The sequence below is a fragment of the Caldicellulosiruptor naganoensis genome (assembly GCF_026914285.1).
GTDB lineage: Bacteria > Bacillota > Thermoanaerobacteria > Caldicellulosiruptorales > Caldicellulosiruptoraceae > Caldicellulosiruptor > Caldicellulosiruptor naganoensis.
This window is the reverse complement of sequence record NZ_CP113864.1, coordinates 2450046-2472146: the sequence shown is the minus strand read 5'-3', so window position 1 is coordinate 2472146 and position 22101 is coordinate 2450046. Positions and strand designations below refer to the sequence as shown.

The window sequence follows — 22101 nt, the reverse complement described above, 5'->3', positions numbered from 1 at the left end:
ATTGCAAAGGAGAAGTAAAAAAGAATGAGAATAATTTCAGAAAGCGTAATCGAAAGCAAGGTGTATGAAGCCATAAACGAGGCTGTCTGCAAACTTCCAGAGGATATAAAAGAGGCTTTAAAAAAGGCGTATGAAGCAGAAGAGGACATTGCAAAGTATACATTGGAAAATCTTTTAAAAAACATCCGAATGGCAGAGCAGAAGTTGCGCCCAGTTTGTCAAGATACTGGTGCTGCTGTGTTTTTTGTCGACATAGGTGAAAAGGTATTTGTTGAAGGCTCAATAAAAGACGCCATTAACAGAGCTGTAGCAAAGGGATATAAAGACTTTTACTTGAGAAAATCAATGGTAAAAAGCCCAATTGTAAGGGAAAACACAGGCGATAACACACCTGCAATAATCCATTTTGACTTTGTAAAAGGAGACAAAATTACAATCTACTTCATGCCAAAAGGGTTTGGAAGCGAAAACAAAAGCGCGCTTTGCATGTTATCACCAGCTGATGGCACAGAAGGAATTGAGAACTTTGTAATAGAAACAGTGAAAAAAGCAGGATCTGACCCATGCCCACCAATTGTTGTTGGCATTGGTATAGGCGGAACATTTGAAAAGGCTGCAATTCTTTCAAAAAGAGCACTTTTGAGAAAGATTGGTCAGCGCCATCCAAAACCTTACATTGCAGAGCTTGAGATAAGGCTCCTTGATAAAATAAATTCACTTGGAATAGGGCCAGAAGGGTTTGGCGGCAGGACAACTGCACTTGATGTATTTGTAGAAGAGTGTCCAACACACATAGCAGGTCTTCCTGTTGCGGTAAATATTTGCTGCCATGTTGCAAGACATGTTAAGATTGAGATTTGATTTTTTCCACTTTTTTATTTTAAGCTATCAAGAGTGTACTGGTAAAGATCATAAACAATATACTTTTGAGTAAACATCCGCATTTTTATTGCAAGCGACTGGTCTTCCTTTTTGTAGATAATAACTGAGCTAAGCTGGTCGGCAAACTTCCAGTTATACCTCTTTAAATAATCATTTAAAGGTGTGAGATCTTCTGGCGCTTGTACCTTTGTATAAGCTGGTTTTTGCAAACAGTACAATTTCAAGTTTATAATGTTCCAGTTTGTATATTCCGTTTAAAAGAGAAATAGGGTTTCCCTGGTCAATCACCTTTTTATCGGCCAAAAGTGCTGCCTTGTGAATATATCAAATTGGCAAAGTTCTGAGTGTAATACACATTGTCTGTATTCAAATCCACAGCACATCCTACTGCTGCATATTCAAAATTACTTTCAATGTTTTCCCTATGCCCTTTTGAATTCAAAAGAAGATGGTTCGCAAAAAAGGGGAGAAGTTTTGTGCCCATTGCTAAGTTTTCACCAATCTTTTTAAAAGCAATTGCCTGCTTTTGAAACCTATCTGCAGGGCTTTGGCCAAAGACATCTGTGTGGCCAAAGAAATTGTACTTTGCCATGTTTTGTGAATGAAGTCTTGCGACAATCGAGATTTTGTCAGAGTACCTAAAAAGTCGCTTTCCTTCTTGGCTTCTAATTGAGTTTAAGTGAAGATAGCAAAGCCTTTCAAATGCAGAAATAAGGTGATTTATATCCTTTTGCTTTTTGAAAACATCATCATTTATAAGAAAATCATTCCAAATACCTTTTTTGACCATAAAGATTCCGTTTACAGCATTTGGAGAAACAAGTTTGTCATAAAAGAAGTAAACATAATAGCTATTATTGACTAAAGCCACATCATATTCTTTTCCTAAATTCTCATCTGTAAGATTATATTTTTTCATACCATTTAATATTACGAAGCTTTTAAGAAATTTCAATTTGGTCCTTTTCACATCTTGCAGACTGCTTCCAATTTTAATATTTTCATACCCTAAAAATTGTTTGGAGTTTGTATAGTAAAACACAAGCTTGTCATTTTCAAAGCCTGCAACAAAAAAGTTGGTTGGATTTTGCGATACATAAAAGTCAAAAGGGAAAGGACTTTTTAAAATTTCTGTTTTTGTGTCTGAATAGACCTTGCTAAAATATGCTTTTGAGCAAAAAAAGCTCACATTCCTCTTTGCCTGAAAATAAGAGGTAGCCTTTGCAAAACCACTTTCAGAAAACCTATTCAAATAAATGGGGCAACTTCCAATAACAAATAGTCCTATAATTAGTAATATAATACCTCTAATAGCAGCTTTGTAAATTCTAATATTTTTCATCCTTTTTCTCCTGCATAATTTAAGGTAGGTTATATCAAAATTATAGCACATTTTAACAATCATTTAACATAGTCAAAACAGGCTTTTAACAATTTTTGTATAAAATCAAGAGTAGAAAAATAAAGAAGGAGATGATAATAGAAAATGAAGCAACTACATAAATTTAAAAAAGTTTCCATTAAAATCTCAGGTTCACTCAAAACAAGAATTACGCTATGGTTTATTATAATCTCATTAATTCCACTTTTAGTATTTTTAATCTTTTCATTGAGCCTTATTGAGAAGAATGCCCAAAAAGAATTAAATTCACGTCTTGAAGCCGCACACAATTTAGCAATTCAAGAGATTGAAAGGTATCAAAAACTATCTCAAGACTATGCAACTTTAATTTCATCAAACAACCTGCTAAAAGAGGCAATCTTGAAAAAAGACCATCTAAGACTTGTACAGGTAATTTCGCCGCTGGCAAGCCAGATGAATATTGACCAGATTGCTGTAACAGACTCAAACGGGATTTTAATCGGAAGAAGTGACATCCTTTCACGTTATGGTGATAACTGGAAAGAAAATTATTTAGTAAAGTGTGGGCTTGCAAGGCTAAGGTATACCACAATTGAAAAAAGCGGAGATGACATTTATATAAAGTCTGTATCAGATGTGGTCACAGAGATGAGTGCAAACAACATGAGGGTAATTGGCGCAGTAATTGTTGGGTACAAACTTGACAAGAGGTTTGTTGAAAACCTCTCAAGACTTACCAAGATGAGTGTCGTTTTGTATCCTGCAAATTCGCCTAATAAATATATTTCACAATCAAACTCTCAAAAACTGGGGGCTATTATAGAAAAAGAGACTTTGCAGAAAGCAATGTCAGGTGAGTATGAGTACTTGATTGGCAAAACAGGTACAAAAAATGACAGTTATAGTTTTGTATTGATCCCTGTAAGAAAAGCTAATAACACAATGCCTGTAGCAGCTCTTGCAATTCTTACAAACAACCTTCTTGTTTCGAACTTTGTTACATCTTCCATCAGGTTTTCAATACTCTTGTTTGGACTTACATTGGTTTTGGTCATCATCATCAGTATGTTCATTGCAAACAGGATCACAAGGCCAATAAATAAACTTGTTGACAGTGCAAGAAAAGTTGCATCTGGTAAGTTTGATATACAGGCAGAAGACGGCATTGTGGGTAGCGACGAGATAGGACTTTTGGCAAGAGAATTTTCAAAGATGGTAAAGAGTATCTATACCTTTGTCACAAATATTGACCAGACAGTTAGCACCACGCAAAGTTATATTGACAGGCTAAATAGCATTGCAACAGATTCTGCGAAGACAAATGAGATCACAGCCGCTCAAATAAAGGAAATTATAGAGCTGGCTGAAAAGCAAAAAAAGGCGTTTGAAGAGGTAAGCAACTATATAACTGAGATTGAGCAACAGGTACAAAATACATTCAAAGTGTTTAGGACAATTGAAGAGGGGATAACAAGTGTGGTTGATACAACGTATAAAGAAGAAGAGTCTATCCAAAACCTCATAAAATACATGTACACAGTGAACGAGACCATAAACCAAGTTGCTTCAGATCTGTCTGAAGCTATGCAGAATTATAAATCAATTGTCAGTGCAAGTGAGTACATTTCAAAGCTTGCAGAACAGATAAAGATAATTTCACTAAATGTCTCGATAGAAGCGGCAAAACGCGATGTGCCAAGTTTTGGTGTCATAGCTTCAGAAATTTCAAGGCTTTCACAAACAGCAGATTCATTTGCAAAACAGATTTCTGAGTCAATAGAAAAGTCGCTTTTGACATTCAACAAAACAAACAAGAGGCTTGAAGAGAGTATGAAGGTTGTAAAAGCAGGAGTGGAAGTTGCCAAAAAATCTACTGTTTCGCTTAGCAAAATCAAGGAGACAAACACAGCCATGAAAGAGAGAATATCAAAGATATCATCTGAAATTTCAAACCAGCAAGAAAAAATTTTGAATATAAACAATACCTTAAAATTGCAAACTCAAACTACTTTGCAGTACTTTAAAACTCTTTCATCAATTAAAGATGTCTTCCAAAAACAGATTCGTTCTGTTGACAAGCTGATTGAGCAGTTCAAGGATGTGCACGAAGGAGTTGTAAAACTTGCAGCAATTTCTATAAAGGCAGGTGAGGATACGTAATATGCATCTTTTATTAAGATGGGTTAGCGATAGTTGAACATGAGGCTTTTCAGGTGTTTTTTTTAATATTCTAAATTTTGGGTACGTATGTGAGAAAATTATTTCAGTATTTGTAAAAAACTAACAGAGAAAAAGAGGCTACTTTCCACGAAAGAAAGGAAAGCAGCCTTTTTAAAGAAAATTTAAAAAAGTTTGCTGAATAGGCTTTTCTTCCTCAATACGTTTTTTTGCAATCTCAAAGTATACTGGATCAATTTCAATTCCAATAAAGTTTCGTTTAAGCAATTTAGCTACAACGCCAGTTGTTCCAGAGCCCATAAAAGGATCTAAGACGACATCTCCTTCTTTACTGCCTATTAAAATAATCCTTTCTAACAATGCTTCAGGTTTTTCAGTAGGATGAGGAGTCTTATGCCTTTGAGCAGGAATTTCCCATAAGTTTCTCATCTGTTTGCCTCCATTGAGCTTCCGTGCCATCTCATAGTCAAAATAGTATTTTTTATTTTTACTTGCAACCCAGATCAATTCAGTAGATGGAACAAATCTATTTCTTGAGAGTAAAGGAGTTGCATTAGGTTTAAACCATATAATGTCATTGATAATCCAGAGACCCAACTGCTTCAGAATAGTTCCAATTATAGGATGATTATGCAATGTTCCAGAAATCCAAATAGTTCCAGTTTCTTTAAGTACTCTGACACATTGCTCGATCCACCTTAGATTAAACTCAAATATATCATCTATTTTATCCCATTCGCCTTTATAACATTTTACTGGTTTACCGGCTCTCGTGGTTAGAGCATTTTCTGAAGACAAATTGTAAGGAGGATCAGCAAAAATCAGATCTATACTATTGTCTTCTATCTTTTTTAGAACATTCAAACAATCATCATTAAATAAATGTACTTTGCACATTTTTTTTTCTCTCCTCTTCAATTCTCTTTTTGGCAATTTCAATGTAGGTTTCGTTTATTTCAATTCCAATCCATTTTCTATTCATACGCTCAGCAACAACACCAGTTGTTCCTGTTCCAAAAAAAGGATCTAATACTATATCTCCTTCATCACTTGAAGCGGTAATTATTATTTCCAACAATTTTTCAGGTTTTTGATTTGGATGTGCGGCTCTGCCATTGTCTAACTTAATTCTTTCTTTTCCTTGAACAAGAGGCATTTCAAAGAAATCAAAAAAGTCATCCATTTGCTTAACAGAGCCATCTTTTGTTTTTCTTGGATTAAGCATTTTAATTTCATTATAGTTAAATTTCCATCCAGGGCCTTTAACAAACCAACAAACAAATTCTGTTGTGTGTTTAAATGTACGTTTAGTAATATTTGGCATAGCATTTGTCTTGACCCATGTCAATATATTGTTTAATTTAAAGCCTATCTTTTTTGCTAAAAATATAACTTCTCCAATGTTATGGTAAGTACAAGAAATATACAAACTACCATTATTTTTCAAGACAGAATATGAGGCTAAAAGCCAATTATAAGTGAATTCACAGTATTTGTCATAATCCCAGCTGTCCCATTCTTCATTCATTTTATAAAATGGACCACCAGTCTTGTTATTTTTTAGTATAAGATCTCTGCCTGACAAATTGTAAGGTGGGTCAGCATAAATTAAATCTATGCTTTCCGATGGAATATGTTCTTTCATAATCGTTACACAATCACCATGTAAAATTGTATTGTAAATCAAATTTGGGTCACCTTCCTAAAATAGACTATAAAGCTTATTGTCAATTAAACTACATATCATTGAGTGGTCATCTAAATTTTCCATTGCGTAAAATATATCATTACAAAGGGTCAAAATTAAGTTTGAATTTAAACCATTGAACTTTTCAAAATAACTTTGAAGCACTTTTGTGAACATAGTAAACTGTTCAAAATTTAAAGGGAGAATTTTGATTTTCTTACTCTTAAATCCATATTTTAAAGCAATGAAAAAATTATAATAGGTATTATCATGTATTTTTGGAGCAACGAAAATATTTACAAAATTAATATAATTAGGGTATTGATTCATAAATTTTGCCACGTGATCTAATACAGGATATCCCTCTTGAATCCATTGATATTGAGTTTTGTTTAGTGTTACTTCACAAATTCCAGCAAATTCCTTGAAGAAAAATTCAATATCAGGTTTTTTAGGTGGTGCAAAATTTATAAAATTTCCTTCGTCATCTTTAATAGCATTTGATTCAATTTTTTCAGCACTATCAATAATTAACAATAGCTCAAATATTATTTGTTCTAAATCGGCTGGTTCTAATTCCTTCCAATATTCTTTATTCCTTAGTATTTTAATATGTTCGTCTAATTTAGCAAAGTTATATTTTAAGATATGAGCCTTTTTAGCTTCGTTAATTTTGGATTTTATCTTCCTCAGTTCATTGATATGTTTTTTCAATTCTTCTTCAGATAACTCAAATAAGTTTTTTCCTAAAACCATTTTAGAGTATTCATTTATTGCAATTTTACTGCTTTCTATTTGTTGTGAAATATCTTTCCGGATACTTTCTGCCATCTCAATAAGTTTATTCTTATTTTTTTCCCACGGCAATTCAGGCTTTGTGATATCAGTCATATATTCGATGTAGTCATCTAAATTAGAAAAGCTTATTGCTTTTCCTTCAAACATATTTAGTAATTCTTCGATTTCCTTTTTTCTATCTTGTGAAAGTTTTACACTAGCAACTTGTCCAAATTCACTTTTTTTAGCGGTAAAATATTTTGTAAGAAGAAAAAATCGTAAAATGTTGTCTCCATAATCAAACAAATTGTTGATTTTAGTCTCAATATTTTTAGCTGAACCAAAAAACTTAGAGACGAATTGTACTTCAAAATCTCTCTTATTTTTTGATCTTCTATAATCAAGTAACTGATTGATTTGATTTTCTATTTCTTTATAGTTAATGAGGGTTGGAATGAATAAACAAAATTCTCTTTTTGAAATTTCATCTATTTGCGTTTGTTTTTCTAACAAATAGAAAAACTTCAAAGTTACTATAAAAGGAATGATATCAAAGCCATCTCTGCTTTTAAAATCGCTACTAAAAGGATTTGGGTACTGTAATTTAAGAAGACTTTTGAAAAGTATCTCGGAGATATCATTATTTTCATCTAAAAATTTTCTTCCCAACTCAGTTATTCTAATCTTGCCTAAGCTTTTTTTGGCAATTGCAAATCCTAATTTGTTCAAGGGATTTACAGACTGACGACCACGCATAGAAGGATCTTCATAATTTTGTAAATCAAAAATCTTCTTAGCTTTTTTGTAATCTATTTTTTTAATTGCGGGGTCATCAAACTCACGTTTTATATCTTCAGGTAAATTCATAGGTCTGTAGAGTTTGTATTGTATTAATCGTATCTGATATTGAATTTGAACGTTCTCATCAAAATTCATTCCTTCAAACTCAGATAACACTTGCAAAAATCCTCTTAATCTTTCGGGGTTTCTAACAGTTGTGGAAATAGACCAAGGCTTTCGCATTTTTATCTCTTCTCCTAACCGTTGTGGCTGGATCTATCACTAAGGAAGACGTTCTTTAAGTTATATCATACTATAAAAAATTGTATGTTTGCAATCCCAAATACAGTTTTAAGTTAATGTAAAAAATTTACTATCTGGTTTCAAAATAATTTCATTCTTTAATAATAACTCTTTTATTTTATAAATTTTTGCAGTAAAATAATATTTGTAAATTTAAAGAATAAATGCAGAAGGAATACTGTAAAAGAAAAAATATAAGGTGGTCAAAAAATGATACAAGAGCAAAAGAGTATAACTCTCAATTTGTATTGTGATGAAGTTAAAGAATGTTCATTAAAGATAGCAAAATTAGGTATATACGAGAAATGGTCATATATAGGGATGTTAATAGTACCTGAGTTTGTTTCTAATGACCTTTCCCAAGATCTTTTCAACTTACGTTGCTTAGCTGATCCTCCAAAGGTGTGGGGGAGCTGTTCAAATTATTGTAAATATCATGAACTAAATAATTCAGAAATTCATTATGAAGAAACAAGTAATACAGTAAAATTTAAAATTGCTCGTAATTGGGTACAATATTGGGTAAAAGACAAAGAAAAAATTTATTTTTATATTTTAGGCATTAATTTGTCTAAATTAGATTTAAATAAATTTGGACCAAAAGAACAGCAGGATAGACATTCGACAATATACAATAGATTTTTTAGAACTGCAATAAAAAAGGCTCTAAAAAGATTCTTTTCTGAATATGATGCTATTATAGTTGACAACATTTATCATGATAAAGGCAATTTAGAGGATCATGAGTACTTTTCTTGGCATTCCATATATAAAATAGAATCGGAAGAAGATAAAATTTATTTTAATAATCCCCAAATTGTCTTTTTAGATTCTGACCATAGATCAGAAAAAGGAGATCCTGTTCATTCTCAGTTTATTCAACTTATTGATATAATTCTTGGTTGTGTGGTGAATTGCCTACATTATAACAGCACCAATAAGAATAAGTATGAGTTAGCTTCAATAGCATATGAAATTGTGCACAGAATTGTTCAACGACCAAATAACAAAAATAGTAGATACAACTATGTCAAACGCCAAGCTATAGAATTTTTTCCTAAGGAAGATTTGAGAGGGCTTGATGAAAATAGCCTCGAATACAAATTTAAAAGATTTAATCAATTTTATACTAATAGAAAATTATTAATTGAGGAACGTAGAACTGGGCAGATTTCTTTCTTTGATTGAAATATAAAAACAAATACGCTAAAAGAAATATTAACCAAACGTTTGCATAATTTTCTACTCCCGGTTGGAATTAAAGCCACAACTAAACATTTAGGCAAATCTGGCACCAAATATATTAGTTTGTACACACCAGAGTACAAAAGACTGGGTTTTATCCCCTTCTATTCATAGGAAAATAAATTAGCACACTTCTTTTGTTTTTATCTTTTCATTAGGAATAACGATGCTCTGATTCCTTTGTCAAGATGGCCTACTGTATTTTAGCTTTCTACTCCGTAAACAAATCCTTTTAAGCAGAAGTTATAAAAGTTTGTACATTCTTTTCAGCTTTGCAATCTTACGTTTTATACTTAAGGTATTTTTGATTAACAAGATTCTTACCAACTCAGGGTATTCTCTTTTTCATCCCTGCTTCTATTACACAATTCCCATGAAAAAACAAAATCCCCATCAGATTTTTCAAATTAACCCAATGCGGTTATCTGCCTTTAATTGAATTTTATATGCGTAAAGTAGAGTATCGTACCTATGTTTGGTAACGAACAATTTCAATCCCCAACGGGAAAGCTACAAACAGACAGGATAACCCAGTCGGTAGGCAAGAAACAACTTTGTTTCAATCCCCAAAGGGGAGGCTACAAACAAGGTAGATGAGCTTGTAAAAATTAGTATTGAGAAAGTTTCAATCCCCAAAGGGGAGGCTACAAATGATTTTGTCGTAATAGAAGAAGATACCAAAAAGGGTTTCAATCCCCAAAGGGGAGGCTACAAACCGTTAAAAAGCTTGATTTTATTATATCAAGATTATACACCTCTGTCAATGTTTTTATATCAAAACATCTGTGGAAAACTCAAATCAGCCCAGAAAAATCAAGCAAGGAAAACCTATTGAACCTTTCCGTCTATCCAGATGTTACCAACAACTTTATAAAAATCTTGCTATGACTAAATGAAATCGCATACAAATTGAATCTCAAAATTTTTGCATTGAAGGTCGACAAACATGACTTTTAGTCAAAATAAATATATTTGCATATGCATGTGAATAAATTTTAATTTCAAATATATGCTTATTTATGCAGCAATAATTCAAAGTATACAATCAAATTGCAAAAGTTTAAACTCCTTTACATATTTAACAGCTTGATGTAAACAAGCGACATGTATTTATAGCAATGTTTATAAAGCAGTCTTTGTAATTTTTATAAACTCAAGATAAGCTTATGGCTGAAAGAAAATTTCACATAGCGGTAGAAATCACCAGTTGGAGATAGCGATGAAAAGCAATGTATACATATTTTACTGTTGATGAGGTTTTTACAAAACCTTAAATAATGAGAAAAAGTTGAGTTACAGGAATAAATGCGAATACATATCCAAGGCATGTGGCATGGACAGACACAGATGAGAAAGAGTGTCTTAGCATACATGACAGGGGCAGAAGAGGCGACTTTTCAGGTAGAAAATCAAAACGGATAAGACACTATTTTGGGTACAGGTCACTTTTGGAGAAGGTAAAACTTCTGGCAAAGCGAGAAGGGATAGAGGTTATAGAAGTAGACCTGGCGTATACTTCTGTGATAGGGATGTTGAAGTATGCACCGCAGTATATGGTGAGCAAGGATATTGCGGCAGCGTATGTAATAGCGCGAAGAGGACTTGGCTTGAGAGAAAGGATACCGCACAAATTATATGCTGCTTCTTGGTAGGCTTGATGTAAACAACCTGGAAGAGCTAAAAGAGTATGTAAGGAAGGTAGTCAAGAACAAACATCTGAGGAGAAAGCAACTCAGAGCGATAGATAGGGTGATAGGGATTTTACAAAGCTCTGGGGGTGAGCCAGGGAGGCTATTTGTGCCTCTGGATGGAACAAGTGCGGGTAGTTGTGTGGTGAGGACCACAATCCCTGGCAAGTTCTCAGGGTAGCGGTGGTAAGTCTACTTTCCCCTGACAGAGTCCTGCGTGATATGTCTGTCTTGAAATCGCTTTTGATTTCAGGACAAGTGGGGAAGACCTGTAAGGGCGCGAGTTTTTGCTTCTTGGGGCAGGGACTATGGCTTTCCCAAATACCGCCTGCTGGGGCTGGTAAAGCTACGATAGGGCGGACTACAAATACCCCAGCCGCCAAACTCGTGCAATTTTGCACAGTTTGGTTGACCAGGAGTGATATCATAATGCCATCAAGAAAACGTCAATTTACCTTGCGTCTGGATGAGGACAATTTCTTAAAAATAAGATACATTGCTCAGCAAAATAAACGTTCAACAGCTAACCAAATCGAATTTCTCATTGAACAGTACATCAAAGAATGGGAAAAAACATACGGTGAAATAGATACATCGCTGGTTGAAGAAAGTGATGATTAGCTTTGTTTTCATTTGCCCCCAACAAATGTTCGTTATTCTAAAATCAATTCAAAGCAAATCGAGATTTCTGAAACTCCAGCAGACACAGGATAGCTCGAAAGCTCAAAACAGACTCCGGTATATGGCACAAAACAAGAATACAAGCGGGTTTGCAGGAAGCAGACATGTCTGCAAAAGGCTTTCGAGCCGGGGTTAAGCAACAAAACAGGCAAAAGGGCAGGGGAAAGGTTTGTAAACGATTTCACAAAAGTGCTGCATAAAAAAAGTCATATCAGCTACAAAACAACTGGCTCAAAAGCCCAAACAAGGCCTGTGCCAGTAGCCTGAGAGCTCTGAAAAACCTCTGCTTAAATTGTATTGCAAAAATTGCAAAAAAGGTGTATAATAAAACCAGTTAGCAAAACCATACCTTAAAATCTGTCTACAAAAATGTAAAAATGAAAATCCTGTTTTCAAACCATGTTGCAAAATCTAAAAATTCGACGTATAATTAAAACAGTTAGCAAAATCATGTTCAAAATGCGTCTACAAAAATGTAAAAATAAAAACCAAACCGCAGATTTTCTGCGGTTTTTATTTTTTTCCGAGGTGTTCAAAATGCTAAAACGACCATCAAGACTTTGTATTCGGGAAGAATTTCAAACTCTAAAACTGCTCCTGCCAGAAGTTATCCTATTCCTCTTAATGCTTGCAATGCTTGTAGTTCGAATACTTGCTGCTTTGCTGTATTGAGTTCTTGCAAAAAGGGAAAACCTTGCCGTGGCTTTTTTGTTTTTTTGGCAGGCAAAATTTTTGTGTAGCAAATTTTAAAGTCATGGTATAACTGTAATGAGAAAAAACTTTAGCAAAAGGAGTTGATATAGCCATGAGAAAACTTTTGAGCTTTGCCTTCCCAGTAGTATTTGTGGGAAAACAAAAAGCATGGTATAACTGTTGATAAGAGTTAAAAGAAAGGGGAGGATTTACTATGAAAAACACATTTAGAAAAGTAACAGTACTTTTGTTTTCAGTTGCATTGATATTTATGGCAGCGTGCGGTAATAGCCCGGCAAAAAAGACTTCACAGCCGAAAACTGTAACCCAGACAAAGCAAACTGTATTAGCTAAGCCTGCACAAACAACACCTGCAATCATAACAGCAAAAGGTTTTACAGAAGCCCTTCTGTCAAGAGCAAGGGTTGAACCTGCAACATTTGAACATGCAAAGACTCTTGGGATTGTTCCCGCAGAGGTTAAACCAGGCAGCGTGCTTACAAGAGCTCAAGCGTCATACATCATGTGGAACGCTATAAAGAAGATTGATTATCTCAAGGTCAAGAACATACCAGTTTCAACAGCAGTGTATGACCTGTGGGAAAGTTACCTTTCAGGGAAAGACATTGTGCTCAACCCCGGTTACTGCACACTTGCAGCGTACCAGTTCTTTGATTTTCTCAGATACGAAATTTACTACCCCGATGGAACAAAGGATGTAAAGTTTGTGTACAACCCTGTGCTTTTGAACGGCAAATGCGCAATGGATACAAAACAAAGCGTCCAGAATCTTATAAGGACATTCAAGAAGAAGTATCCAGACAAACTCAAGATTGCAATACTTGAAAGACCAAACATCAAGGTTGTCAGGAATGTTAAGAGGATATTAAGCTACAAGATAAAAAGTAATGGTGAGAAAGTTCCCTATAAAATAGCAAAGGGCGACATATACTATATACTGTTCGAACGTGATAGATTGCCCAACAACTATTCATACTTTGTTTTAGAAAACGGCGAAAAAATAAACTATTTTCCTACTTTGCTTTTTTACACAGGTTATGACCCGACCCATGGCGTTAAAATACCCGGTTTTTCAGATACAAATGAAAACTTCATCAACGTCATAATGCCCAAGATAGACTTTCGATACAACAAATACATCTACAACTGGCTCAAAAGTCTTCCCAGAAGATACAAGTACTACGACTACAGGAGATTTGAAGCTCAAAGGTATATCGAGGATATAAAGAGCATACCACAGCTTTACAAAGAACCAGTTCTCAGAATGTTTGACCTTGGCATATATATCTGGGATAAGTCTCCTTTCTACTGTCAGAAGGTGAGAGCAAAGCCAGGAAAGACTTTAACTGAACAGGAAGCAAATGAGCTTTTGAACAGGCTTTTTGACAAGACAAAAAGAGATGTGTTTGACGAGTTTAAAAATCAAGTAGCACTTTATCTTACACCGGCAGGAGATGTGATTTGTGGACGTACAAACCTTGGGAAGGCGTTTCAGGTAGCAAGAATGGAACCTTATGATTATAGCAGTGTCATTCGTGAACAGGACGGCGCTATATTCGACACTCCTGTTGCAACTTTAAGACTTCTGCCCGGTGTGGTTCAGGAAATGAAGTGGGATGCAGTCAACGGAATTGATAGAAAAAGGGGCTACCCAGCTATACTTTCATGGGGTTCAGCTTCTCTGCCCCTGGATGTAGGAAGACACGAAGGACTTTACTTTACACTTTATGCTACTCTGGTTGTTTCAGCAAAGTCTGGTTTGCCTACTGTAGATGTCTCTCCAAACTTTTTCTTGATTACCCCTAAAATGGTTGCAGCAAGTAGAGTTTCTATACCACAAGCGTATAAAAAACAGGCCTTTGAAAAGGATGCGAAGTATTACTATTCAACAAAGACAAAAGCGCTTGTTCCCAACAAACCAGGTGTCATAGTTCAGTACGGAGACCTTTATCTTTACATGTATGCTTACACATGGGATGACAATATACTGTTTAGGAACATGAGCTTTTATGAAAAACCTGACATACCCGGCGCAAAATTTGTTGTTGCAAAACCAGACCCGAGCTACAAATAATGTTTGGAGGTGTTGTTTGATATGAGCTTCAAATCAAGATTAAAAAGAGGCTGTCTAAAAAGATGAGGTGACAGCCTCTTTATTTTTACTGTATTTACATTGTAAGATATTTATGATATAATATCTCAGAAATGATTACATAAGGAGGATTAATATGCCACGCAAACATGATAAAATAGTCTTCAAAGAATATAACCCCAACCAATTAATAATGCCAATCGACCCTGAAGCCTTTATCCCTCAAACTCATCTAGTAAGAGCAATCGATAAAATCATTGATAAAATAGATATCTCAACCATAGTAGAGAAATACAAAGGTGGTGGGACTTCCAGCTACCATCCTTTGATGCTTTTGAAAGTACTTATCTATGCTTACATACAGGGGATATACTCTTCAAGAAAGATAGCAAAAGCACTTCAAGAGAATATAACCTTTATGTGGCTTTCAAAACTTCAAACCCCTGATTTCAGAACTATCAATAGATTCAGAAAAGAGATAATAGGTGATTGCATTGAAGAGATTTTCGCACAAGTTATTGAACTTCTTGTAAAACTGGGGTATGTAAACTTTGAGTATTACTACCTTGACGGGACAAAGATTGAAGCAAATGCGAACAAGTATACATTTGTATGGGCAAGAAGTACAAGAACATACAAAAAGAAATTAAGAGAAAAAGTAAGAGAAATTCTTAATGAAATAGAGAGGATAAATGAGGAAGAAGACAGAATTCTTGGCGAGTTGGATGTCAATTTAGAAGCTGATTATGATAGCCAAGAGCTTGAACAAAAAGTTGAAGAACTCTCCCAAAAGATAGCAGAAGCTAACTTTGGGAGCAAAAGGAAAGAAAGGAGAGTGAAAAAGCTTGTAAAAACTCTCCAAAACAACTGCGTATTAAGACTCAAGAAATATGAGTCTTATGAGCAGATCTTAAATGGCAGGAATAGTTTTTCAAAAACAGACAATGATGCCACATTTATGAGGATGAAGGATGACCATATGAAAAATGGGATGCTAAAACCCGGGTATAATGTACAAATCGGCACACAGAACCGATTTGTCATAGGTTTTAGCATCCACCAAAGTCCCACAGACACTGTCTGTCTAAAGGAACACCTTGAGCTTGTGACGAAGATAACAGGTTTCATGCCAAAGAACATTGTAGCAGACAGTGGCTATGGGTCTGAAGAAAACTACCTTCATCTGAAAGAATGTGGCATAAATAGCTACATTAAGTATAACACATTTGACTTGGAACAGACAAGAAGATTTAAGAAGGATATTTTCAATGTAAGGAACTGGGAGTACATAGCTGAAGAAGATGCATATATTTGTCCTGCTGGTAAGAAGGTGAAATACTTATATCCGAAGATAAGTGCAAATGAGAGAGGATTTGTAAGTTATGAGAAGGTATATCAATGTGAAGATATTTGTAATGGTTGTGAACACAGAGAAAAATGTTATAAAGGTAAGAGATGGAAGAAGAGATTTAGTATAAGACCGAGGTTAGAGAAATTGAAGGAAGAGGTGAGGCAAAGGCTGTTAAGTAGAGAAGGCGAAGAGATTTACGAAAAAAGGAAGATAGAAGTTGAGACAGTATTTGGGATAATAAAGAACAATAAAGGGTTTAGGAGATTCCTGCTCAGGGGTATGAAGGGTGTGAAGCTAAAGTAGAGTTTGGTTTGTATTGCCTATAACATAGAAAGATTGGCGAAGATAATAATAGGGGGTTGGGGCAAAATTGCCAGCCAACCCTCTTGCTTTTTACTGCATAGTTCAATATTAACATTAAATACCATCAAATGCTTGATTTTGGTTATTAAAAATTATTGTTTTTGGACAGCCTCTGCTTTTATTTTCCTCATGTTTTGTATGTCCTCAAAAGTCAAAAGCAGGGTATGGAGACCCGAAACCAAAGCGTGTCGAAGCCAGTGTAATTAAAGAATATCTAACAGACAAAGCACTGCAGAAACTTTACAACGGCGATGATTCTGACGGATACTATGTAGAAATTAAGTACTATGAAAACACCCCTATAGAATACTACCACTTTCCCCTCAACAATGAACTTACAGCTTTGCACAATGGACTTCCTGTGTACGGTTCCCCAGAAGATATAAAAGAGAACTTTGACTATTCAGAAAGGCCTGGTTTTAAAGAAGACCCAAACGGAGCATACTGGGCGGTAAAAGTAAAAAATGAAAATGATGAAGTTATATACATTCCTGCAAAACCGAACACTCCTGGTGCTGTTCGAGGATGGTTCAGATATGCAGGGATATCCAATGTAGGCAGAGTTATGTCAGAAATAAAATTTCCACCTGATGTTCCTTACAGAGCTGTAACAGACAAAGTTAAAATTATAAAAGACCCGTGGAATAATCCAATTGCAAGGAATATCAGCGAAGTTGTGCGGCTGTACTATGAAGAGCTGAAAGAAGGAAAAACAAAGCTAAATGCAAATGATACGCAGTGGTTTGAAACATGGTTTCGTGATTATATGTTTACAGACATGAGAGGACAGACCCTCAGAGACGCATTTTTGCAGGCAGGGTTAAACCCTGACGATGTGAATACTCTTATGCACCATGTTGTACCTGTTACAAATCAGGCAGGAGAAGCAGCGGCTGTTGTTTTGATACTGCAGTATCCGGACGGACAAATAGTTTACAGAACTTATGAAAGAGTAGAAAGAAACAATCCATATAATTTTACGTCCCACAGCCCAGGTGTTCCTGCGTCAAGCAAAATTTCATACAAAGCTAAAGTCAAATTTGACAGGAACGTTATCTATACAAAATACCATCCTACAGTAAGCAGTCAGGCAATGGACTCAAAACGACACTCATATGTAAAAATAGATGTCAGAATATGGGACATTCTTGACTTTGTCAGTTTGAAGCTCAAAAAGCTTGGGAGGACTGGGATTGACAAAATATGGACCTCAATTTTGTCACTACATCATTTGCTAATACCAATAAATTCTAAGCCTTCCTCATATGTCATGAAGTTTTTTGGACCCTTTATCTTCATTACATTCAGTATATCTCCAGCTTCTCCCTCAATTTTTTGCTTTATCAAATATTTCTTCCCTTTTATCTCTATTTCAAAAAAGTTCATTGAATATATTGCTTCCATTATCCTTTCACTACTTATTCCTTTACCTTTTCTCCTCAAAATATATTCCAATGTCCTTTGCAGTAAAAATGCCAAAAAACATATCACAAAATGTCCTTTTATTCTGCTTTCTGTAAAGTGATATATCGGTCGCACTTCTAAACAGCTTTTCATTACTCTGAATGACTGTTCTATCTTCCATAAATCGTGATATGCTCCTAAAACCTCTTCTACATCCATATCCTTTTTGCTCGTTTGAATTGCATAATAACCGTCAAATTTCTCATCTCGTTTTATCGCTTCCTCATCCAATACATATTCTTCTGATTTTGATTTCTTCTTCAAATATTTCCTTGCACCTTTCTTTTCTAAGGCTGTTATGCTTCCTTTGTTCTCTAAAAGCTCTTTGGCTTTTCTTACCAATCTCTCTCTGTCTTCTTTGTCTTTCTTGGCTCTCTTGCTTGAATACGTTATTATCAAATTCTCTTCTATTTTGAACTCTTTACCCTCTTCATCCTTGACAATATTTGTTCTTTCCAATACCTTATATTTGAATTCATCACCATAAATTTCTTCAGCATTCAAACATCTTTTGCCATCAAGTCTTTTATATCCTTCTTCATTAAAAACTTCATCTAAAATTTCTTTACTTGCATTCTTTAATCTGCTTGCTACTATATAGTCGTACCCAGCTTCTTTTATCATCTTTAAATTTATTCTGCTGTTAAGCCCTTTGTCTGCTACTATTATTATCTTATCTATACTAAATTTTTCCTTCAGCTTCCTCAGTATCTTTACCATCGTCTTGCTATCTATCGTATTACCAGGAAAAAGTTCATACCCTATCGGTCTGCCTTCTTTGTCCACCAAAAGCCCTAATACAACTTGCACTTCATTTACCTTGTTGTCTTTGCTAAACCCAAAATTTTTAAGTTCATCCGCTCTACAACTCTCAAAGTATATTGTCGTCACATCATAAAACACTACATCAACTACCATCTTAAATAAGTCTTTATTTCTCTGATACAGGTATGTCTCTAAATCTTCTTTTACACTGTCAAGAAAATCTAAACACCTGTACAATTGATTCAAATCTATATCCTCTTCAAATCCAAAATATTTGCTTCTCTGATGATAAGTTCTTAGTTTGCTCATTGGCTCTATCAATCTCTGTATGGTCATTAAAAAACTTACTTTGTCTACATCAAATTTTATCTTTCTCTCTTTTGCTGCTTTCCCTTTTAAAAACTTATCAATTTCAAGCTCCTGCCATAACTTTCTGTATACAATGTATCCCCAGTTTTTTACAACTGCATCCGAAATATCTTCTTCAGATTCAATAGTAACAGCTTTTGCATTCTCAGTAGTTGTTTCAGCGACAATATCAGATAGTTTTTTTACAATGTTTTTAAAAGCGGGGTCATCTTTGAGAATATCAAGTCTACCAAAGTTAAATAGTACTCTTTGCTTTACTTTACCATTTTCACGGTAATTTTCGACTAACCTAACATACTGATAACCGCCAGCATTAGTAATTTTGACAAACATATGGCAACTCCTTGAAGATAGTTTGTTATATTGTACCACAAAATATTTAAAAAGTCAAGCAAATTCAGTATATATTAAGCTAAAATTTGTCCCTACATTTTTTAAAATTTTTTATTTTTCTCTTCTTGAAACCCGCATAAATTAAGACTTTGTTATTTTTTGTTAGCTCAAAAACACCTCTTAACTGACAAAGTCAAGAAAATAGATGTCAGAATATGGGACATTGGATACTACAGAAAAGTGCCTGTTTACGATACAAAAACAGAATACGATGCTGAGGGAAACTCATACACTGCAGTAGTTCTCAAAGGTTACAACCTTGAGTTTGTACCTGCAACAGGAGTCAGTTTCAAAGACCCATATGCAAGAGTTGTAAGGTACAGAAATGCAGGAATAAGGTACGAATCGCCTTACAAAATTGAAAATCTACAAATTGGTCAGAACTCTATAAGTTACACAGTATATTTCATGTTTGAAAAAGCAGGAAGGTCAAACCCATCTGAAGAATCAAATATCTCTGCTATAAACTACAACTCATTAACAGACAGCAAAATATTTTTCCCGTTTGAAGTAAAAATAGACGATCAGTCATTTGAGGTCAACACACTTGTAAAAGACAACGTGCCTGTAAACACGTTCACAGCCACATTAGTAGACCCACCCGGCCCCGACAAAACAAAGATATACAGAATTTTACACCTCAGAGAAAAGAAAATAGAGAACTGTGTGCTGACAGCAGACGGAAAGCTAAGCTTTACTGCCCAGGTAAGTTACTTAAATGCAACACCCCGAATTGGTATTTTTAGGACAAGCGACGCAAGCCTTACATGGTCTATTGAGAGAAATATATATCCACAGTAGACAGGGAAGGCATTTTACCTTCCCTGTTATTTTTTATACAGAGGAGGTCACAACAGTTGAAAATAACAATGCAAAAAGGTATAATTTTAATCAGGTGATGTTAGATATTGCTAAGTGTGCAAAAGGTTAATAAGATATAGAGTATCAGCCGAAGAACACTAATAAACTGGGAGAAGGAAGGGTTAATAACACCTCTCAGGCTACCTATGGGAAGGAGAAGGTATAAAAAAGAAGACATAGAAAAACTACTGGGTATGATAGAGGAAAAACCAAAACCAACCGTTGTTTTGTATGCAAGAGTCTCCACTAAAAAGCAAGAAGAGTACCTTAAAAACCAAATTAGAAGACTTGAAGAAAATGCCAAGTTGCAAGGTTGGCAGTATGAAGTTATATCTGAAATAGCCAGCAAAGTAGATGAAAACAGGAGAGGACTATTAAAACTTTTGAACAAAATCAAAAGAGGAGAAGTTACAAAAGTTGTAATAGAGTATCCTGACAGGCTTGCAAGGTTTAGATTTGAATATCTTAAGTTTTTCATGGAGAGTTTTGGGGTAGAACTTGTAGTGTTAAATGGCAGAGGAAACGAAGAAGAAATTAACAGAGAACTGGCAGAGGACTTAATAGCGATAGTAACATCTTTTGCAGCGAGGATTTATGGACAAAGAGGTGGTAACAGTTCAGGCGAAGCTAATTTTTGACAGCAGCGAAGATAAGCAAAAGGTATTAGACCTTATGAGAAGATGGTCCTCTTGTATGAGGTATGCATACAAAAGACTGCTAGAAGGGCATAAAAGGGATGAACTCAAAAGAGAGCTGCAGGGAATTTTCAATCTTAATTCCCGATACGTTGATGATGCAATAATGAAAGCAAAAAGCATTTTGACCTCATGCAAAGAAAGAGGAGAAAATCCTGAAAAGGTCATTTTTGGTGGTAGGCAACTTTTTGAAAAACTAAGGAGGCGACACATAAACGGCAAGGTATATAGGAAACTTCAACGAAAGTGGCAGGAGAAAAGGAAGGGGAATCTGTACTCAAGAGGAGACAGGAGCAAGAAAGGGAATCTCAATACAAGGATTGAGACAGGTGAAGATTGTGCAAGACTTAGAATCAGCGTGGGAGAAAGGGATTATGTATATGCGACGATACAGCCTGGATGGAAGATGAAAGATGGAACGTATATTGATAGGAATCAACTTCTTGAGGCGATAAGTATTTCTGGACAGCCTTATTCTGCTGAGCTGAAACTTAAAAGTGGTGTAGTATATGCCTATTTCACTGTTGAAGAGGAATTTCCAAAGGCTAAGATAACAAAAGTGAATGGAGTTATAGGGATAGACACTAACGCATATCCAAAGAATGTTGCATGGGTAGAAACAGATGAGCATGGACAGCTTCTGGGATATGGCAGAATACCACTTGAGAAGCTTGAGAGTGGGAGCTCAAGCAAGAGGGAGTATTACAGGTGGCAGTATGCACACATGATAGTACAAATGGCGAAAGAGAAGCAAAAAGCGATAGTGATAGAGAGTCTTAGCATACAGGACAGGGGCAGAAGAGGCGACTTTTCAGGTAGAAAATCAAGACGGATAAGACACTATTTTGGGAGCAGGTCACTTTTGGAGAAGGTGAAACTTCTGGCAAAGCGAGAAGGGATAGAGGTTATAGAAGTAGACCCGGCGTATACTTCTGTGATAGGGATGTTGAAGTATGCACCGCAGTATATGGTGAGCAAGGATATTGCGGCAGGGTATGTAATAGCGCGAAGAGGACTTGGCTTGAGAGAAAGGATACCGCACAAATTATATGCTGCTTCTTGGTAGGCTTGATACAAACAGCCTGGAAGATCTAAAGGAATACGTAAAGAAGGTAGTTAAGAACCCGAACGTTAGGAGAGAGCAACTCAAAGCGATAGATAGGGTGATAGGGATTTTACAAAGCTCTGGGGGTGAGCCAGGGAGGCTATTTGTGTCTCTGGATGGAACAAGTGCGGGTAGTTGTGTGGTGAGGACCACAATCTCTGGCAAGTTCTCAGGGTAGCGGTGGTAAGTCTACTTTCCCCTGACAGAGTCCTGCGTGATATGTCTGTCTTGAAATCGCTTTTGATTTCAGGGCAAGTGGGGAAGACCTGTAAGGGTGCGAGTTCCTGTTTCTTGGGACAGGGACGGCTGTGCAAAATTGCACAGTTTGGTTAACCAGGAAACAGC

At 35.4% G+C, this 22101-nt stretch carries 13 protein-coding genes and 4 pseudogenes; 11 read left to right on the top strand and 6 right to left on the bottom strand.

Going from position 1 to position 22101, the window contains the following annotated elements; all coding sequences use genetic code 11:
* Positions 1–24 precede the first annotated feature (24 nt).
* Positions 25–861 carry a fumarate hydratase gene (locus OTJ99_RS12265; protein WP_045166041.1) on the top strand — a complete coding sequence of 279 codons (837 nt, stop codon included), beginning with the start codon at positions 25–27 and terminating at the stop codon, positions 859–861.
* Positions 862–875: 14 nt separating this feature from the next.
* Here the strand turns inward: OTJ99_RS12265 and OTJ99_RS12260 are convergent, their stop codons facing one another.
* Together OTJ99_RS12260 and OTJ99_RS12255 are read right to left on the bottom strand one after the other, a co-directional pair.
* On the bottom strand, positions 876–1106 hold the full coding sequence (locus OTJ99_RS12260; RefSeq protein WP_045166042.1) for a hypothetical protein: 231 nt from the start codon (positions 1104–1106) through the stop codon (positions 876–878).
* Positions 1107–1174: 68 nt separating this feature from the next.
* A complete protein-coding gene (locus tag OTJ99_RS12255; protein ID WP_045166043.1) occupies positions 1175–2224 on the bottom strand; it encodes a CAP domain-containing protein in 1050 nt (349 codons plus the stop codon).
* A gap of 144 nt (positions 2225–2368) precedes the next feature.
* Here OTJ99_RS12255 and OTJ99_RS12250 point away from each other — a divergent pair, with 144 nt between their 5' ends.
* Positions 2369–4405, top strand: coding sequence for a methyl-accepting chemotaxis protein (locus OTJ99_RS12250; protein WP_045166044.1), 2037 nt, complete (start codon positions 2369–2371; stop codon positions 4403–4405).
* A 171-nt stretch (positions 4406–4576) separates the two neighbouring features.
* Here the strand turns inward: OTJ99_RS12250 and OTJ99_RS12245 are convergent, their stop codons facing one another.
* Genes OTJ99_RS12245 through OTJ99_RS12235 form a run of 3 tightly spaced genes read right to left on the bottom strand, consistent with a single transcriptional unit; the run spans position 4577 to position 7910 of the window.
* Complete coding sequence (locus tag OTJ99_RS12245; RefSeq protein ID WP_045166045.1) at positions 4577–5320, bottom strand: DNA-methyltransferase; 744 nt, start codon at positions 5318–5320, stop codon at positions 4577–4579.
* Positions 5298–6110, bottom strand: coding sequence for a DNA-methyltransferase (locus OTJ99_RS12240; RefSeq protein WP_200889487.1), 813 nt, complete (start codon positions 6108–6110; stop codon positions 5298–5300). The genes OTJ99_RS12245 and OTJ99_RS12240 overlap by 23 nt, the downstream gene beginning before the upstream one ends.
* A gap of 15 nt (positions 6111–6125) precedes the next feature.
* Positions 6126–7910, bottom strand: coding sequence for an AlwI family type II restriction endonuclease (locus OTJ99_RS12235; protein WP_045166046.1), 1785 nt, complete (start codon positions 7908–7910; stop codon positions 6126–6128).
* Positions 7911–8180: 270 nt separating this feature from the next.
* Here OTJ99_RS12235 and OTJ99_RS12230 point away from each other — a divergent pair, with 270 nt between their 5' ends.
* The 6 genes and pseudogenes from OTJ99_RS12230 to OTJ99_RS13110 all read left to right on the top strand — a co-directional run.
* Positions 8181–9158: a hypothetical protein gene (locus OTJ99_RS12230; protein WP_045166047.1), complete on the top strand. Its 978-nt coding sequence runs from the start codon at positions 8181–8183 to the stop codon at positions 9156–9158.
* A 1286-nt stretch (positions 9159–10444) separates the two neighbouring features.
* Positions 10445–11251, top strand: a pseudogene (locus OTJ99_RS12225) (IS200/IS605 family accessory protein TnpB-related protein); the annotation flags it as partial.
* 81 nt (positions 11252–11332) lie between these two features.
* Positions 11333–11524, top strand: a complete 192-nt coding sequence (locus OTJ99_RS12220) for a hypothetical protein (protein ID WP_045166387.1) — start codon at positions 11333–11335, stop codon at positions 11522–11524.
* A gap of 967 nt (positions 11525–12491) precedes the next feature.
* Positions 12492–14372, top strand: coding sequence for a hypothetical protein (locus OTJ99_RS12215; protein WP_045166048.1), 1881 nt, complete (start codon positions 12492–12494; stop codon positions 14370–14372).
* 154 nt (positions 14373–14526) lie between these two features.
* A pseudogene (locus OTJ99_RS12210) lies at positions 14527–16311 on the top strand (IS1182 family transposase).
* Positions 16196–17041 (top strand): annotated as a pseudogene (locus OTJ99_RS13110) (Athe_2463 domain-containing protein); the annotation flags it as partial. The pseudogenes OTJ99_RS12210 and OTJ99_RS13110, both read left to right, overlap by 116 nt.
* Positions 17042–17331: 290 nt before the next feature.
* Here the strand turns inward: OTJ99_RS13110 and OTJ99_RS12205 are convergent.
* Complete coding sequence (locus OTJ99_RS12205; protein ID WP_045164485.1) at positions 17332–19035, bottom strand: IS1634 family transposase; 1704 nt, start codon at positions 19033–19035, stop codon at positions 17332–17334.
* Positions 19036–19194: 159 nt separating this feature from the next.
* Between OTJ99_RS12205 and OTJ99_RS12200 the strand changes: the two genes are divergently transcribed.
* The 3 genes and pseudogenes from OTJ99_RS12200 (at position 19195) to OTJ99_RS12190 (ending at position 22089) form a co-directional block, all read left to right on the top strand.
* Positions 19195–19896 (top strand): hypothetical protein, encoded by a 702-nt coding sequence (locus OTJ99_RS12200; protein ID WP_235374902.1) that lies wholly within the window; start codon positions 19195–19197, stop codon positions 19894–19896.
* 143 nt (positions 19897–20039) lie between these two features.
* Positions 20040–20594 (top strand): IS607 family transposase, encoded by a 555-nt coding sequence (locus OTJ99_RS12195; protein WP_235375009.1) that lies wholly within the window; start codon positions 20040–20042, stop codon positions 20592–20594.
* Positions 20563–22089, top strand: a pseudogene (locus tag OTJ99_RS12190) (IS200/IS605 family accessory protein TnpB-related protein). Before OTJ99_RS12195 ends, OTJ99_RS12190 begins: the two are co-directional and overlap by 32 nt.
* The last annotated feature ends 12 nt before the right edge of the window (positions 22090–22101 follow it).